Raw genomic sequence first — 13,602 nt, 5'->3', positions numbered from 1 at the left:
CACGCTCCTGTGAACTGGTCAGCGGGCCGTGTTTGGGGCACGATCCCCATGGTCGCGTACCTACGCTGCCGTAACTTCCGGCCGGGAGCACCTCCCCAGGCAGAAAGCGGGGTCTCCCCAGCATGGCTGAACTCGTCTACCCCCCAGTGATCGGCGCCGCGCACACCTTGTTCCGCGCGCTGGACATCCGGATCGACATGTCGGGCACCGAGAACATCCCGCGCAAGGGCGGGGCGGTCCTGGTGTCGAACCACATCGGCTACCTCGACTTCATCTTCGCGGGTCTGACCGCGCGGCCGCAGAAGCGCCTGGTGCGCTTCATGGCCAAGGAGTCGGTCTTCCGCCACAAGGTCTCCGGGCCGCTGATGCGGGCGATGAAGCACATCCCGGTGGACCGAAAGCAGGGTGAGACGGCGTACCAGCACGCGCTGGACGCGCTGCGCTCCGGCGAGATCATCGGGGTCTTCCCGGAGGCGACGATCTCCCAGTCCTTCACCCTCAAGAGCTTCAAGTCGGGTGCCGCGCGCATGGCGCAGGAGGCCGGCGTCCCGCTGATCCCGGTGGCGCTGTGGGGCACCCAGCGGCTGTGGACCAAGGGCCGCCCCAAGGACCTCAAGCGCAGCCACATTCCGGTGACGATGCGCATCGGTGAGCCCATGGAGGCCCCCGCCGACCAGTTCGCCGGCGCCATCACCCGCCGCCTGCGCGAGCGCGTGCAGGAGCTGCTGGATGCGGCCCAGGCCGCCTATCCGGCCCGGCCCAAGGGTCCCGAGGACTCCTGGTGGCTGCCGGCCCACCTGGGCGGCACCGCCCCCACCGCCGCGCAGGTCAAGGAAGCGGGCTGATCCCGCCGCCCTTCGCGCTCTTCTCGCTCTTTCCGTCGCGCGGCCGTCCGGCGTAGCGTCGGGTGCGGCCGTCGGGCCGTACGGCGCGGAGGGGGTTGGCCGGTGGGCGGGTTCGGGCGGTACCTGGCGGCGGCACTGGCCGCGCGCTTCGCCTCCGAGGGCATGGGGCTGGCGGTGGTGCTGCTCGCGCTGGAGCGGACGGGGAGCGCCGCGCACGGGGCCTTCGTACTGACCGCCTGGCTGGCGCCGCACGTGCTGGCCGCGCCGCTGGCGGGCACCCTGGCCTCCCGGGTGCGCCGGCCACGGCTGTTCTACGCGGGCTCGCTGGCCGGTTTCACGGCGGCGGTGGCGGCGCTGGCCGTCCTGCTGGGCCGGGCTCCGACGCCGGTGGTGCTCGCGGTGGCGGTGCTCGGCGGCGGCTGCGGGCCGACCGTGACGGGCGGGCTCTCCAGCCTGGTCGCCTCCCTGGTCCCGGCGGGGCCGGAGCAGGACCGCGCGTACGCCTGGGACGCCACCACCTACAACGCGGCGGCGGTGACCGCCCCCGCGGCCGTCGGCCTGGTGGCGGCGCCCGTCTCGGCGGCGTACGCGATGGCCGTGCTGGCGGCCTCGGCGGCCCTCTCGGCGGCGCTGGCCGCCACCCTCCCGTACGGGGCCCCGCACGAGGCCTCCCACGCGGACGGCGCTGCCCCGCGGGCGGACGCGCCCCGCGACACCCCGCGCGCCGGACCGGGGGCGGGGCTGGCCGCCCTGTGGCGGGTGCGGGAGCTGCGGGCGATCACCTCGGCGACGACCCTGGCCTTCGTCGGCATCGGGTCGCTGACCACCACCTCGGTCCTGCTGGCCGCCGGTCTGGGCAGTCCGGGCGCGGGCGGGGTGCTGATGACTGCCTTCGCGGTGGGCGCGCTGGCCGGCTCGCTGACGCTGGGCCGGATCACGTCCGTCGCGCCCGCCCGGCTGGCCCGCTGGGCCCTGGCCGGCACCGGGCTGGCGCTCGCGGCGGCGGCCTACGCGCCCGGCGTCGGCTGGACGGCGGCGGCGTTCGCGGCGGCCGGGGTGTGCGACGGGCCGCTCCTGACGGCCACGCTGCGGATCCGTTCGGCGCACGCCCCGGACGGGGTACGGGCCCAGGTGTTCACCCTGGGGGCGGGGCTCAAGCTGACGGCGGCCTCGGCGGGCGCGGCCCTGGTGGGACTGGCGGCGTCCGCGCCGCCGCGGTCGCTGCTCCTCGGGATCGCCGGGCTGCAGCTGGCGGCCGCGGCGCTGCACGCGCTGGTCCGGGTGCCGGGTGCGCCGGCGGCGGCACTGTCTACAGGGCGGTCGGCAGGTTCCGCCACAGCTCCCGCCGGTCCGCGGACTCCTGGAGCGCCCTGAGCGCGCGGGGGTGCGGGGCGGCGTGCAGTGCGGGGTAGTCGCACTCGCCGAGTTCCGGGCGGACGGGGAAGGCGAGGCGTTCGCGGTCCAGGCTGAACCGGGCGTCGACGCCGGGCTTGTTGCCGCGCGGGTCGACGCGCGACCAGCGGTCGGCGCCGGGCGGCTTGAGGGCGACGAGGCCGTGGACGACCGGGTCGGAGCCGTCGTCCTCGGTGAGGCGCTGGTAGCAGAGGGCGGCCGGGATGCCCCGGGCGCGCAGCAGCGCGGCGAAGGCGTGCGCCTTGGCGTAGCAGATGCCGGTGCGGGTGCTCAGCACGTCGGAGGCCCGCCAGGTGACGCGGTCGTCCCCCGAGTCGCCGGAGTGCGCGACGGCGTCGCGGACGAACTCGAAGGCGGCTTCGGCGTAGCCGAGGGCGTCGCCGGTGGCCGTCCAGAGGGCGTCGGCCGTTTCGCGGACGTACGGATGGTCGTGGTCGACCGCCTCGTCCACCGCGAGGTAGGCGGACAGGTCGGAACGCTCCTGGATCATTTCCATGATCCAGGAGCATACCTATGCATGCTTCAGCATGACTATCGAATTACCGGGCGAGCTCTTCCTTCAGCGCCTGGAGGAAGCCGTCCACGTCTTCCTCCTGCGTGTCGAAGCCGCACATCCAGCGGACGTCACCGGCGGCCTCGTCCCAGAAGTAGAAGCGGTAGCGCTGCTGGAGCCGGCGCGTGACCTCGTGCGGCAGCCGCGCGAAGACGGCGTTCGCCTGCACCGGGTAGAGGATCTCCACCCCGTCGGTCTCGCGCACGCCCGCCGCGAGCCGCTGCGCCATCGCGTTCGCGTGGGCGGCGTTGCGCAGCCACAGGTCCTTCGCGAGCAGCGCTTCGAGCTGGACCGACACGAACCGCATCTTCGAGGCCAGCTGCATCGACATCTTGCGGATGTGCTTCATCTGCCGGACCGCGTCCGGGTTGAGCACCACCACGGCCTCGCCGAACATCATGCCGTTCTTCGTGCCGCCGTACGACAGCACGTCGACCCCGACCGCGTTGGTGAAGGTGCGCATCGGCACGTTGAGCGAGGCCGCGGCGTTGGCTATGCGGGCGCCGTCGAGGTGCACCTTCATGCCGAGGCCGTGGGCGTGCTCGCAGATGGCCCTGATCTCGTCCGGGGTGTAGACCGTGCCGAGCTCGGTGTTCTGCGTGATCGAGACGACCTGCGGCATGGCCCGGTGCTCGTCTTCGAAGCCCCAGGCCTCCTGGTCGATCAGCTCGGGGGTGAGCTTGCCGTCCGGCGTGGGGACGGCGAGCAGCTTGAGGCCCGCCATCCGCTCGGGCGCACCGCCCTCGTCCACGTTGATGTGGGCGCTCTTGGCGCAGATCACCGCGCCCCAGCGGTCGGTCATCGCCTGGAGGGCGGTGACGTTCGCGCCGGTGCCGTTGAAGACCGGGAAGGCCTGCGCGTACGGCCCGAAGTGGCTGCGGAAGATCTTCTGCAGGTGTTCGGTGTACTCGTCCTCGCCGTACGCGACCTGGTGGCCGCCGTTGGCGAGCGCCACGGCGGCGAGCACCTCGGGGTGCACGCCGGCGTAGTTGTCGCTGGCGAATCCGCGCACGGCCGGGTCGTGGTGGCGCCGGGCGTCGGTCTTGCCGGTCCCGGTCCTCACGGTTGCGGGGTGAGCCACAGACGCTGTCCGTTCACATCGGAGGCGGACCGCTCCCACACGCCGGCGATGGCCTCGGCCAGCTCCTTGACGTCGGTGAAGCCCGCGAACTTCGCACTGGGGCGCTCGGCGCGCATCGCGTCGTGCACCAGTGCCTTGATGACCAGGATCGCAGCCGCCGCGCCGGGGCCGTCCTCGCCCCCCGCCTTGCGGAAGGAGTCCGCCATGGCGAGGGTCCAGGCCTCGGCGGCCGCCTTGCCCGCGTTGTACGCGGCGTTGTTGGCGACCGGCTTGTGCGCGCCGGACTGGCTGACCAGCACGAACCGGCCGCGGTCGCTGCGCAGCAGGCCGTCGTGGAAGGCGAGCGAGGTGTGCTGGACGGTGCGGATGAGGAGCTTCTCCAGGAAGTCCCAGTCTGCGAGGTCGACGTCGGTGAAGGTCTTGCTGCCGCGCCAGCCGCCGACCAGGTGGACGACCCCGTCGATCCGGCCGAACTCCTTCTCGGTGCGCTCGGCCCAGGCCTTGGTGGCCGCCAGGTCGAGCAGGTCGACGGTGTCACCGGTGACGGTGGCGCCGCCGTGGGCGTAGCGGGCCGCGTCGACGGCCTCGGCGAGCCGTGCCGGATCGGCGTCGGAGGCGACGACCACGGCTCCCGCCTCGGCGAGGCGGAGCAGGACCGCGCGCCCCGCGGGACCGCCCGCCCCGGCCACCGCGACCACCGCTCCGTGGAGCCTGCCGTTGCCGTTCCCGGAGCCGTTCATCTGTGCAGCCTCCTGAGGGCGAGTGCTCACGCGGCGGCCCGCTCGGCCGCTTCGGCGTTCAGGGCGGTGATGCCCTTGGTCGAGGCGATCACACCCTTGAGCTTCTTGGCGAGGGCCTCGTAGAACATGCTGAGCGGAAACTCGTCCGCGAGCACGTCGTCGACGAGCTTGCGCGGCGGCTGCGTCAGGTCGAGGGCGTCGGGGCCCTTGGCCCACTTGGACCCCGGGTGCGGGGCGAGGTAGGTGGAGACGAGCTCGTACGCCTTGAACCAGTGGACCAGCTTCGGGCGGTCGATGCCCGCGCGGTAGAGGTCCTCGATCTCGGCGCACAGCTGGTTGGTGACCTGCGGGGCGCGCATCCAGTCGATCTTCAGCGTGTTGTCCGTCCAGCGCACGACATCGTGCTTGTGGAGGTACGCGAAGAGCAGCTGGCCGCCGAGACCGTCGTAGTTGCGGTTGCGGTCGCCGGAGACGGGGAAGCGGAACATCCGGTCGAAGAGGACGGCGTACTGGACGTCGCGGCCGTGCTCGTTGCCCTCGGACTCCAGCTTCACGGCCTCCTTGAAGGCGGTGAGGTCGCAGCGCAGCTCCTCCAGGCCGTACATCCAGAACGGCTGGCGCTGCTTGATCATGAAGGGGTCGAACGGCAGGTCACCGTGGCTGTGGGTGCGGTCGTGGACCATGTCCCACAGGACGAAGGCCTTCTCGCAGCGCTCCTGGTCCTCGACCATGCGGGCGATGTCCTCGGGCAGCTCGATGCCGAGGATGTCGACGGCGGCCGCGGTCACCTTGCGGTAGCGGGCGGCCTCGCGGTCACAGAAGATGCCGCCCCAGGTGAAGCGCTCGGGGGCCTCGCGGACGGCGATGGTCTCCGGGAAGAGCACGGCGGAGTGGGTGTCGTAGCCCGGGGTGAAGTCCTCGAAGGTGATGCCGAGGAACAGCGGGTTGTCGTACCGGGTGCGCTCCAGCTCGGAGAGCCACTCGGGCCACACCATCTTCAGGACGACGGCCTCGAAGTTGCGGTCCGGGTTGCCGTTCTGGGTGTACATGGGGAAGACGACGAGGTGCTGGAGCCCGTCCTCCCGGCCGCCGGCCGGGTGGAAGGCCAGCAGGGAGTCGAGGAAGTCCGGCACGCCGAAGCCGCCGGCCACCCACTTGCGCAGGTCGGCGACGAGCGCGTGGTGGTAGGCCCGGGCGTGCGGCAGCAGGGGGGAGAGCACCTCGACGGCCGCGGCCACGCGCTCCACGGCGGCCTCGACGGTGGCCGGCGCGGGCGCGCCCTCGGCCTCGAAGTCGATCGAACCGTCCTTGGCCTGCCAGGGGCGGATCTCCTCCACGGCGGCCTTGAGCTCGGGCCATGCGGGGTGGTCGACCACCCGCGCCCCAGCGGTTATCACGGCACCGCCGGCACCCGGCACAAGAGTTTCCGTCATGTCACTTCCTCCACAGGAGAACCTCACGTCAAGACAGCGTATGCATGTAAGGGTCTCGACCTCAAGAGTTAACGCGGGAAAATATCCTGCTCCACCCCCTGCTCCACCGAAAGTCTTCCCGTCGTTACGGGTGGAAGCCACCACTCCGCCTACCTGACACGAGGGATCCCCGAGAAGTGCGGGATCACCTTCTCCCCCCACTGGCGCAGGGTCTCCAGACAGGCCTCCTGCGGCACCGTGCCCATCTGGACGAGGCACATCACCTCGTCCGCGCCCGCCTCCCGCAGCCGCTCCACGTACGCGATGGCCTCGTCCGCGCTCCCGTAGGCGTGGTCCGCGTGGAAGGTGGCGGTGGAGTTCGGCCGGACGGGGATGTCCAGTTCGTGCAGCCGGGCGACGGCCTGCTCGGCGGCCCGGCGCATGTCCGCCCCCTCGTCGGCGCCCGCCACCACCGCCTCGTCCGGGACGCCGGCGCCCCCGTACCAGTGGGCGATGGACTGCGCGAAGAACCGCTGCCCCCGCACCCCGATCCGCCGGGCCTCTTCGGGATCGTCGAGCACGATCGTCGGGCAGAGCACCGAGAAGTGGTCGTTGACCACCGGGGAGACGAAGGCGCTCCCGTCCCGGGCCGCGCGCGCGGCGTCGTACGCGGACCGCATCGCGGCGACCGACTCCGGCCCGGCGAAGCCCATCACCAGCGCCCCGACCCCCAGCTCGGCGGCCCGCACCAGGGTCTCGGCCCGGCTGCACGCCAGGAAGAGCGGCGGGTGCGGGGTCTGCGCCGGGCGCGGCAGGACCGGGTGCGGGGCGATGTCCAGCAGCGGGCCGTGGTGCTCCAGCTCCTCCTCCCGCCAGGCCTTCCCGATGATCCGCAGCGCCTCCTCCACCTCGGCGGTGGCGCGCTCCCGGTCCACGCCGCACAGCGAGGTCTCCTGCTCCGTGCCCCCGCGCCCGGCCCCCAGGTCGAGGCGCCCGCCGGAGAGCAGGTCGAGCATGGCGGCCCGCTCGGCGACCCGCACCGGATGGTTGAAATTGAAGGGCATGCACACGACGCCGTGACCGATGCGTATGGTGTTCGTCCGGGCCGCGACCCAGGTCAGGAAGATTTCCGGAGCTGACATGTGGGCGTACCACTTCAGGGAGTGGTGCTCGACGGCCCAGATCCGGTCGAATCCCATGCGTTCGGCGAGCACGGCCTGCTCGACGCAGTCGCGGATCACCTGGTGCTCCCGTTCCACGGTCGGGTCGGCGAGCTGAGCTTCGAAGATGACGGAGAACTTCACGATGCCTCCAGGGATGCGTCCACTGCCCGGACTCACTTCTATTCGAAATATGACTAGTAGTCAGACGTCGAACAAGCAAGAGCTTCCGCCGACCGCGTGGGCGGTCCTCGGCCTGCTCTCGTTCCCCGGCGAGCGCACCGGGTACGAGCTGAAGAAGTGGGCGGACTCCTCCCTGCGCTTCTTCTACTGGTCACCGGCGATCAGCCAGATCTACGCGGAACTGCGGCGGCTGGAGGACCTCGGCTACGCGGCCTCCGCACGCTCGGGGCCCGAGGAGGCCCGCGCCAAGCGCCGGTACGCGATCACCGACGCGGGGCGCACGGCGCTGGCCGGCTGGGCCCGCGACACGGCCGAGGCCGGCCCGCCGGTCCTCAAGCACGGGCTGCTGCTGCGGATCTGGCTGGGCCACCTGTCCGAGCCGGAGCGGCTGTGCGCGATGGTGGAGGAGCACCGGGAGCGGACCCTGGCCGAACTGGCTTCCGTGCGCGAGGCCATGGCGCACGCGGCGGAGGTCCCCGAGTGGGCCTTCCCCGTCATCGCCCTGCGCTGGAGCGAGCGCCGGCACCTGGCGGAACTGGAGCTGGCCGACGCCCTGCTGGCGGACCTGGCCGAGGTGCGGAGCCTCGCCGGGGACGGCGCCGGGACCCCCGCCGGGACCGTCCGTCAAGCCGACGGGGACGCGCCCACGCCCGGGTGACGCGGCACGGCGGCCGCGCCGCCGCACGGCGCGCACGGCCCTGACGGGAAGCGGCCGGGGAGCTTCCGCGAGCCCTCGCACGACCGGTCCCCTCGCGGGCGGGGCGCACTAGCATGCGTCCTCACCGTGCGCGGCCGGTCGGGACACCGCGACCGCGCGCCGAGCCGCCGTCGACGGAAGCGAGAGAACCTTGACTTTCCTCACCATCGGTCACCGCGGAGTCATGGGCGTCGAACCGGAGAACACCCTGCGGTCGTTCGCCCGGGCGGAACGTTCCGGGATGGACTCCCTCGCACTGGACGTCCGCCTCAGCAAGGACGGCGCCCTGGTCGTCCTGCACGATGCCGAGGTGGACCGCACCACCGACGGCGCGGGTGCCGTCGCCGACCTGACCCTGGCCGAACTGCGCGGTCTGGACGCGGGCGAGGGCGAACGCGTCCCGCTCCTGGAAGAAGTGCTGGACGCCGTCCGGACCCCGCTCCAGGTGGCGGTCCACGACCGGGGCGCCGCCCAGGCCCTCGCGGAACTGGTGGTGCGCCTCGACCTGACCTCGCGGCTGGAGGTGTCCTCCATCGACGGGGGCCTGATCGCCTCGGTCGCCGGGCGGGCGCCGGGCGTCCGGACGGTCCTGCGGGTGCCCGGGCACCGGGAGGGCGTCGTGGAGCTGGCCCTGGCCGCCGGCGCGCAGACCCTGGCGCTCGACATCCGCCGGATCGCCCTGGAGACGGTGGAGACGGCGCACGCGGCGGGGCTGCGGGTGACGGGCTGGACGGTCAACACCCTGGATCAGCTGCGCCTCGCGCGGGCGCTCCAGCTGGACGGCGCCGCCACGGACTTCCCGGAGATCCGCAGCACGGGCCGCTTCACGGCATGAGCGGCCGGGCCCTCGGACGGCACGGAGGCTCCGGCGGGGTCAGAGGGTTTTGACGAGCAGCTCGAAGGCCAGGTCGTCGCGGAGCGGCACGCCGAAGCGCGCGTCGCCGTAGGGGAAGGGGCTCAGCTCGCCGGTGCGCTCGTAGCCGCGGCGCACGTAGTAGGCGATGAGCTCCTCCCGTACGTTGACCACCGTCATCCGCATCTGCTTGGCGCCCCAGGTCTCGCGGGCGCGCCGCTCGGCCTCGGCCATGATCTCCTTGCCGAGGCCGCCGCCCTGGAGTCCGGGGCGGACGGCGAACATGCCGAAGTAGACGTGGTCCCCGCGGTGTTCGAGCTGGCAGCAGGCGATCAGCTCGCCGGACCGCTCGACGACGAGGAGGATCCCGTCCGGGTTGGCGATGACCTCCCGGACGCCGTCGGGGTCGGTGCGCTGACCGTCGAGGAAGTCGGCCTCGGTGGTCCAGCCGGAGCGGCTGGCGTCGCCGCGGTAGGCGGACTCGACCAGGGCCACCAGTTCCGGAACGTCGGCCTCCACGGCGCTGCGGTAACTCAGGGCGGCGGAGTGGGCGGTCGGCATCGGGGCAGCTCCGTTCGGTGCGGCGGCACGGGGCGTGCCGCGTGCGGCAAGGAGAGCCTAACCCGGTGCGCAGCCGGGGCGGGGTGCGGGCGGCGTGAGAGGGCCGTACGGCGGGCATTCCTTCCGTGACGCCGACGAACCGGGAGGTTCCGCCGTGCACGGACCCGCGATGTCCCTCTCCCCCTTCTCCGCCGCCGCCGTGAGCGCCTGGCTGCTGGTCCTGCTCTGCGCCGTGAGCGGTACGTACTGTCTGCTGCGGGCGCGCAGAGCGGACCGGCGCACGCGCGGCGCGGCCGCGGGCGAGGCGGTGATGGGCCTGGGGATGGCGGCCATGGCCGTGCCCTCCGGGACCGGCGCCTGGGGGCCGCCGATCCTGCTGGCGGTCTTCTGCGGAGCCGCGCTGCACGCGCTGTGGCTGCTGCGCGGCGGGGCGCACCACGCGCACCACCTGGTCGGCTCGCTGGCGATGGCCTACATGGCGCTGGAGGTGACCGCCGGGGCGGGGCGCGGCCACGGGCACGGCGGGCCGGGGCTGCCCCTGGTGACGGGGGCGCTGCTCGTCTACTACGCCGGGTACGTACTGCTGGGCGGGGCCCGGCTGGTGACGGCGGCCGGCGCCGCGCTGCCGGGTGCGGGCGCCGTGCCGGGGGCGGGCCCGGGTGCGGCGGCGGCCGGCGAGCTGACGCGGGCCTGCCGACTGGCCATGGCGACGGGGATGTTGGCGATGCTGCTGATCATGTGAGGCGGCGCCCGGAGGGGTGGAACGTGTCCTGCGTCACCAATGTCCCGGGACCGTACCCGTGGGCGGACCGGCGCTCATAGGCTGGCGGACATGATGGTCCCCGCCGCCCTCCTGATGCTCGGCGCGCTGACCGCGGTCCTCGCGCCCCGTCTGCTGGCCCGGGCCCAGTGGCCCGACCGTGAACCCGTCGTCGCGCTGTGGGTGTGGCAGTGCGTGGTGGGTGCGACCCTGCTGTGCCTGGCGCTGTCGATGCTGCTCAGTGCGGCCGCCGCCTGGCAGGCGGTGCGCGGCGGCCTGTTCGCGGGGGCCCCGCACGGGGTGGCCGACGCGTACGCGCTGGGTGCGGCGAGCGGGCCCTGGGCCGCCGGCACGGCCCTGGCGCTGGCCTGCGGGGGCCTGTGGACCGGCGCGATGCTGACCCGGGAGGTGCTGCGGGCGCGGGCCCGGCGGCGTACGAGCGGGGCCGAACTGCTGCGCCGCGCCCCACTGTTGCCCGGCGAGGACCCGGCGGCGGCCCGGCTGGTGGTGCTGGAGGGCCCCCGCCCGGAAGCCTGGTGGCAGCCGGGGTCGGCGCCGCGGCTGGTGGTGACCACGGCGGCGCTGGGCCGACTCAAGGGCAGTCAGCTGGACGCGGTGCTGGCGCACGAGCAGGGGCACGTGGCGGCCCGGCACGACTGGCTGCTGCACTGCTCGCGGGCGCTGGCGCAGGGGTTCCCGCAGGTGCCGGTCTTCGCGGCGTTCGAGGCGGAGATGCACCGGCTGGTGGAGCTGGCCGCCGATGACGTGGCGTCCCGGCGCTACGGGCGCCTCACGATCGCGCTGGCCCTGGTCGGGCTGAACGAGGACCGGGGCGTTTTCGGCCCCTGCCCGACCCGGGCGCACGTCCCCCAGCGGGTGCGGCGGCTGCTGTCGCCCGCGCCCCGGCTGTCGGCGGGGCGCCGGCTGCGGCTGACGGCGCTGGCCACCCTGGTGCCGGCGGTGCCGCTGGTGGTGGCCTTCGTACCGGGTCTGAGCGCGCTGGCGTAGTCGCCGGGGCGGACCGCGGCCCGCTGCGCCGAGTCGGCGTGCGGCCGGAGGGGGTGCCTGCTCGGGGTGATCCCCCGCGTCACCCCGAGCAGACGGTCCCGTGCGCTGAGTATATTGGCTCGAAGCCAGTCAACGCAGGAGTAAGCATGTCCCCGCGCAGCGCATCGGTCAATGAAGAATTGCGCAGACGTTCCCGGGAGCGGCTGCTGCAGGCGACGGTCGAACTGGTCGCCGAGCGCGGCTACGAGGCGACGAAGCTCGGCGACATCGCCGACCGGGCGGGCGCGGCCCGCGGACTGGTCTCGTACTACTTCCCCGGCAAGCGCCAGCTGTTGCAGTCGGCCGTGCACCGGCTGATGCACCTGGCGCTGGAGGCGGGGCTGGAGCGGGAGCCGCGCAGCGACGACGGCCGCGAGCGGCTCGCCCGGGCGATCGACGCGGTCCTCGGGCTGGCGCGCGACCACCCGCGGCTGATGCGCACGCACATGGCGGGGATCCTTCAGGCGGAGGGGTTCATCCGGTGCCCGGAGCAGCAGCGGCTCGCCGCGCTGCTGCGGGACACCGTGGAGCGGTACGGATCGCCGGACGTGGACCGGGACTATCCGCTGCTGCGGGCGCTGCTGATGGGGGCGGTGGTGGCGGTCCTGCTGCCGGGGGCGCCGATGCCCGCGTCCCGGCTGCGGGCGGAGCTGTTCCAGCGGTACGGGCTGGACTGGGAGCTGGGGGTCCCGCCGGACGGCGGACCGCCCGGCGGAACGTTTCCCCGCGATCGGCCCTAGCCGGCCGCGCGCCTCAGTGGTACTCGGGCTGGCTCTGCACGTTGAGCCGGTCCATCCGGACCCACTTGGCGGCCTCGGTGCGCCAGTCGTCGAGCCTCAGCACGTCGAGGCCCTTGGTGATGTCGTTCGAGTAGATGTGGCCGTTGTAGTAGTACGCCGACCAGGAGCCGCCGAGACCGAGCTTGTCGGTGGTCAGCGGGCCGCGCTCGAAGTAGCCGATCTCCTTGGGGCGGGTGGAGTCGGTGAAGTCCCAGACGGAGACCCCGCCCTGGTACCAGGCCTGGACCATGATGTCGCGGTCGCCGCCGACCGGGATCAGCGAGCCGTTGTGGGCCACGCAGTTCTCGGTGTCGGCCTGGTGGCGGGGGATCTTGTAGTAGCCCTTGAAGACGAGCTTGCGCTGGTCGCCGCTACCGGTGATGTCGTAGATGCCGTCGGCTCCCCGGTTCGGGCCGGTGGCCTCGTTGCAGGTGGCGCTGCCGCCGCCGCCCAGCTCGTCGGTGAAGACCACCTTGTCCGCGCGCTCGTTGAAGGTCGCCGAGTGCCAGAAGGCGAAGTTCACGTTGTCCTGCACGCGGTCGATGACCCGGGGCTGTTCGGGGTCGCTGATGTCGAAGAGGATCCCGTCGCCCATGCAGGCGCCGGCGGCCAGGTCCTCGGACGGCAGCACGGTGATGTCGTGGCAGCCGGTGGTCTTGGAGACCCCGGGGTTGGTGGGCGCGCCCGGGTTGCCGCCGTCCGGGAAGAGGACCGGGAAGGCGACGACGGCGGCCCGGGTCGGGGCCTTCTTGGGCACCTTGACGACCGAGATGCCGTCGTGCGGCGGCTGGCAGTCCGGGAAGGCCTCGCTGGGCGAGTAGGAGGCGACGTAGAGGTAGATGTCGCGGTCGCCCGGCACCAGGGTGTGGGTGTGGGAACCACAGGCGGTCTCGACGGATTTGATGTACTTGGGGTTCTTCTTGTCCTTGATGTCGAAGATCTTGATGCCCTCCCACGAGGACTTCTCCGTGGCGGGCTGCGAGACGCTGTTGCAGGAGTCGTCGCTGCGCGAGGAGTCGGTGGAGAGGAAGAGCAGGTCGCCGGAGACGGAGATGTCGTTCTGGCCGCCGGGGCACAGCACCCGGGTGACCACCTTGGGGGACTTGGGGTTGGCGATGTCGTAGATCGTGAAGCCGTCGTAGTTGCCCGCGTAGGCGAAGTTCCCCTGGAACGCCAGGTCGGAGTTGATGGCGGCGGGGTTGGCGCTGGGGACGTTGGCCAGGGGCTTGATGTTGCGGCTGTGCACGATCTCGTCCTGGCCGGGTATCTCGCCGGGGGCGAGTTCACGGTCCGGGGCGAGGCCCGCGCTCTGCCGGGAACCGGCTGCGGGCGAGAGGTCGCCCGGGTCGGGGGTGGCGGCCGCCGGGCCGGCGGTGGCCAGGAGCGTAGTGAGGAGCCCGGCGGCGGCCAGGGCCGCTCCCAGGCTCCGGCGGCGCACTCTGGTGGTGTGCAACGTGGTCACTGTTCCTCCCGTGGGGGCCCGCGCGTTCCGTTCCACCGGGGAACGGAACCTGGACC

14 protein-coding genes are annotated in these 13,602 nt (G+C 73.0%); 7 read left to right on the top strand and 7 right to left on the bottom strand.

Features of this window, described 5'->3' with window-relative positions; translation table 11 throughout:
- Positions 1-122: 122 nt before the first annotated feature.
- Positions 123-845, top strand: a complete 723-nt coding sequence (locus ACFYYT_RS01490) for a lysophospholipid acyltransferase family protein (protein ID WP_351825830.1) — start codon at positions 123-125, stop codon at positions 843-845.
- 102 nt (positions 846-947) lie between these two features.
- On the top strand, positions 948-2,219 hold the full coding sequence (locus ACFYYT_RS01485) for an MFS transporter (RefSeq protein ID WP_351825828.1): 1,272 nt from the start codon (positions 948-950) through the stop codon (positions 2,217-2,219).
- On the opposite strand, the gene ACFYYT_RS01480 is transcribed toward ACFYYT_RS01485, so the two are convergent.
- The 5 genes from ACFYYT_RS01480 to ACFYYT_RS01460 form a co-directional block, all read right to left on the bottom strand.
- Positions 2,155-2,754, bottom strand: a complete 600-nt coding sequence (locus ACFYYT_RS01480; protein WP_351825826.1) for a transglutaminase family protein — start codon at positions 2,752-2,754, stop codon at positions 2,155-2,157. The genes ACFYYT_RS01485 and ACFYYT_RS01480 overlap by 65 nt on opposite strands.
- A 43-nt stretch (positions 2,755-2,797) precedes the next feature.
- Positions 2,798-3,892 (bottom strand): low specificity L-threonine aldolase, encoded by a 1,095-nt coding sequence (locus ACFYYT_RS01475; RefSeq protein ID WP_351825824.1) that lies wholly within the window; start codon positions 3,890-3,892, stop codon positions 2,798-2,800.
- Complete coding sequence (locus ACFYYT_RS01470; RefSeq protein ID WP_351825822.1) at positions 3,871-4,632, bottom strand: SDR family oxidoreductase; 762 nt, start codon at positions 4,630-4,632, stop codon at positions 3,871-3,873. The genes ACFYYT_RS01475 and ACFYYT_RS01470 overlap by 22 nt, the downstream gene beginning before the upstream one ends.
- A gap of 26 nt (positions 4,633-4,658) precedes the next feature.
- The gene (locus tag ACFYYT_RS01465) at positions 4,659-6,065 is read right to left on the bottom strand and encodes a DUF6421 family protein (protein WP_351825820.1); all 1,407 of its coding nucleotides are present in this window, start codon (positions 6,063-6,065) and stop codon (positions 4,659-4,661) included.
- Positions 6,066-6,214: 149 nt separating this feature from the next.
- Positions 6,215-7,348, bottom strand: a complete 1,134-nt coding sequence (locus tag ACFYYT_RS01460; RefSeq protein ID WP_351825818.1) for an LLM class flavin-dependent oxidoreductase — start codon at positions 7,346-7,348, stop codon at positions 6,215-6,217.
- Positions 7,349-7,397: 49 nt separating this feature from the next.
- Between ACFYYT_RS01460 and ACFYYT_RS01455 the strand changes: the two genes are divergently transcribed.
- The gene (locus tag ACFYYT_RS01455; RefSeq protein ID WP_351825817.1) at positions 7,398-8,045 is read left to right on the top strand and encodes a PadR family transcriptional regulator; all 648 of its coding nucleotides are present in this window, start codon (positions 7,398-7,400) and stop codon (positions 8,043-8,045) included.
- A 190-nt stretch (positions 8,046-8,235) separates the two neighbouring features.
- Positions 8,236-8,919: a glycerophosphodiester phosphodiesterase family protein gene (locus ACFYYT_RS01450; RefSeq protein WP_351825815.1), complete on the top strand. Its 684-nt coding sequence runs from the start codon at positions 8,236-8,238 to the stop codon at positions 8,917-8,919.
- A 39-nt stretch (positions 8,920-8,958) separates the two neighbouring features.
- Here ACFYYT_RS01450 and ACFYYT_RS01445 read toward each other — a convergent pair whose 3' ends face one another.
- The gene (locus ACFYYT_RS01445) at positions 8,959-9,498 is read right to left on the bottom strand and encodes a GNAT family N-acetyltransferase (protein WP_351825813.1); all 540 of its coding nucleotides are present in this window, start codon (positions 9,496-9,498) and stop codon (positions 8,959-8,961) included.
- 154 nt (positions 9,499-9,652) lie between these two features.
- On the opposite strand from ACFYYT_RS01445, the gene ACFYYT_RS01440 reads away from it, so the two are divergent.
- The 3 genes from ACFYYT_RS01440 to ACFYYT_RS01430 all read left to right on the top strand — a co-directional run bounded on the left by ACFYYT_RS01440 (position 9,653) and on the right by ACFYYT_RS01430 (position 12,045).
- Complete coding sequence (locus ACFYYT_RS01440) at positions 9,653-10,240, top strand: DUF5134 domain-containing protein (RefSeq protein ID WP_388606741.1); 588 nt, start codon at positions 9,653-9,655, stop codon at positions 10,238-10,240.
- A gap of 90 nt (positions 10,241-10,330) precedes the next feature.
- Entirely contained in the window at positions 10,331-11,266 is a 936-nt protein-coding gene (locus tag ACFYYT_RS01435) for a M56 family metallopeptidase (protein WP_351825811.1), read from the top strand.
- A 146-nt stretch (positions 11,267-11,412) separates the two neighbouring features.
- A complete protein-coding gene (locus ACFYYT_RS01430) occupies positions 11,413-12,045 on the top strand; it encodes a helix-turn-helix domain-containing protein (protein WP_351825809.1) in 633 nt (210 codons plus the stop codon).
- 13 nt (positions 12,046-12,058) lie between these two features.
- Here the strand turns inward: ACFYYT_RS01430 and ACFYYT_RS01425 are convergent, their stop codons facing one another.
- A complete protein-coding gene (locus ACFYYT_RS01425; protein ID WP_351825807.1) occupies positions 12,059-13,546 on the bottom strand; it encodes a hypothetical protein in 1,488 nt (495 codons plus the stop codon).
- Between the last annotated feature and the right edge of the window lie 56 nt (positions 13,547-13,602).

This window comes from Streptomyces sp. NPDC002032, assembly GCF_042890765.1.
Classification (GTDB): domain Bacteria; phylum Actinomycetota; class Actinomycetes; order Streptomycetales; family Streptomycetaceae; genus Streptomyces.
Note: the sequence above shows the minus strand (reverse complement) of the source record. Positions and strands in the feature narration are given on the sequence as shown.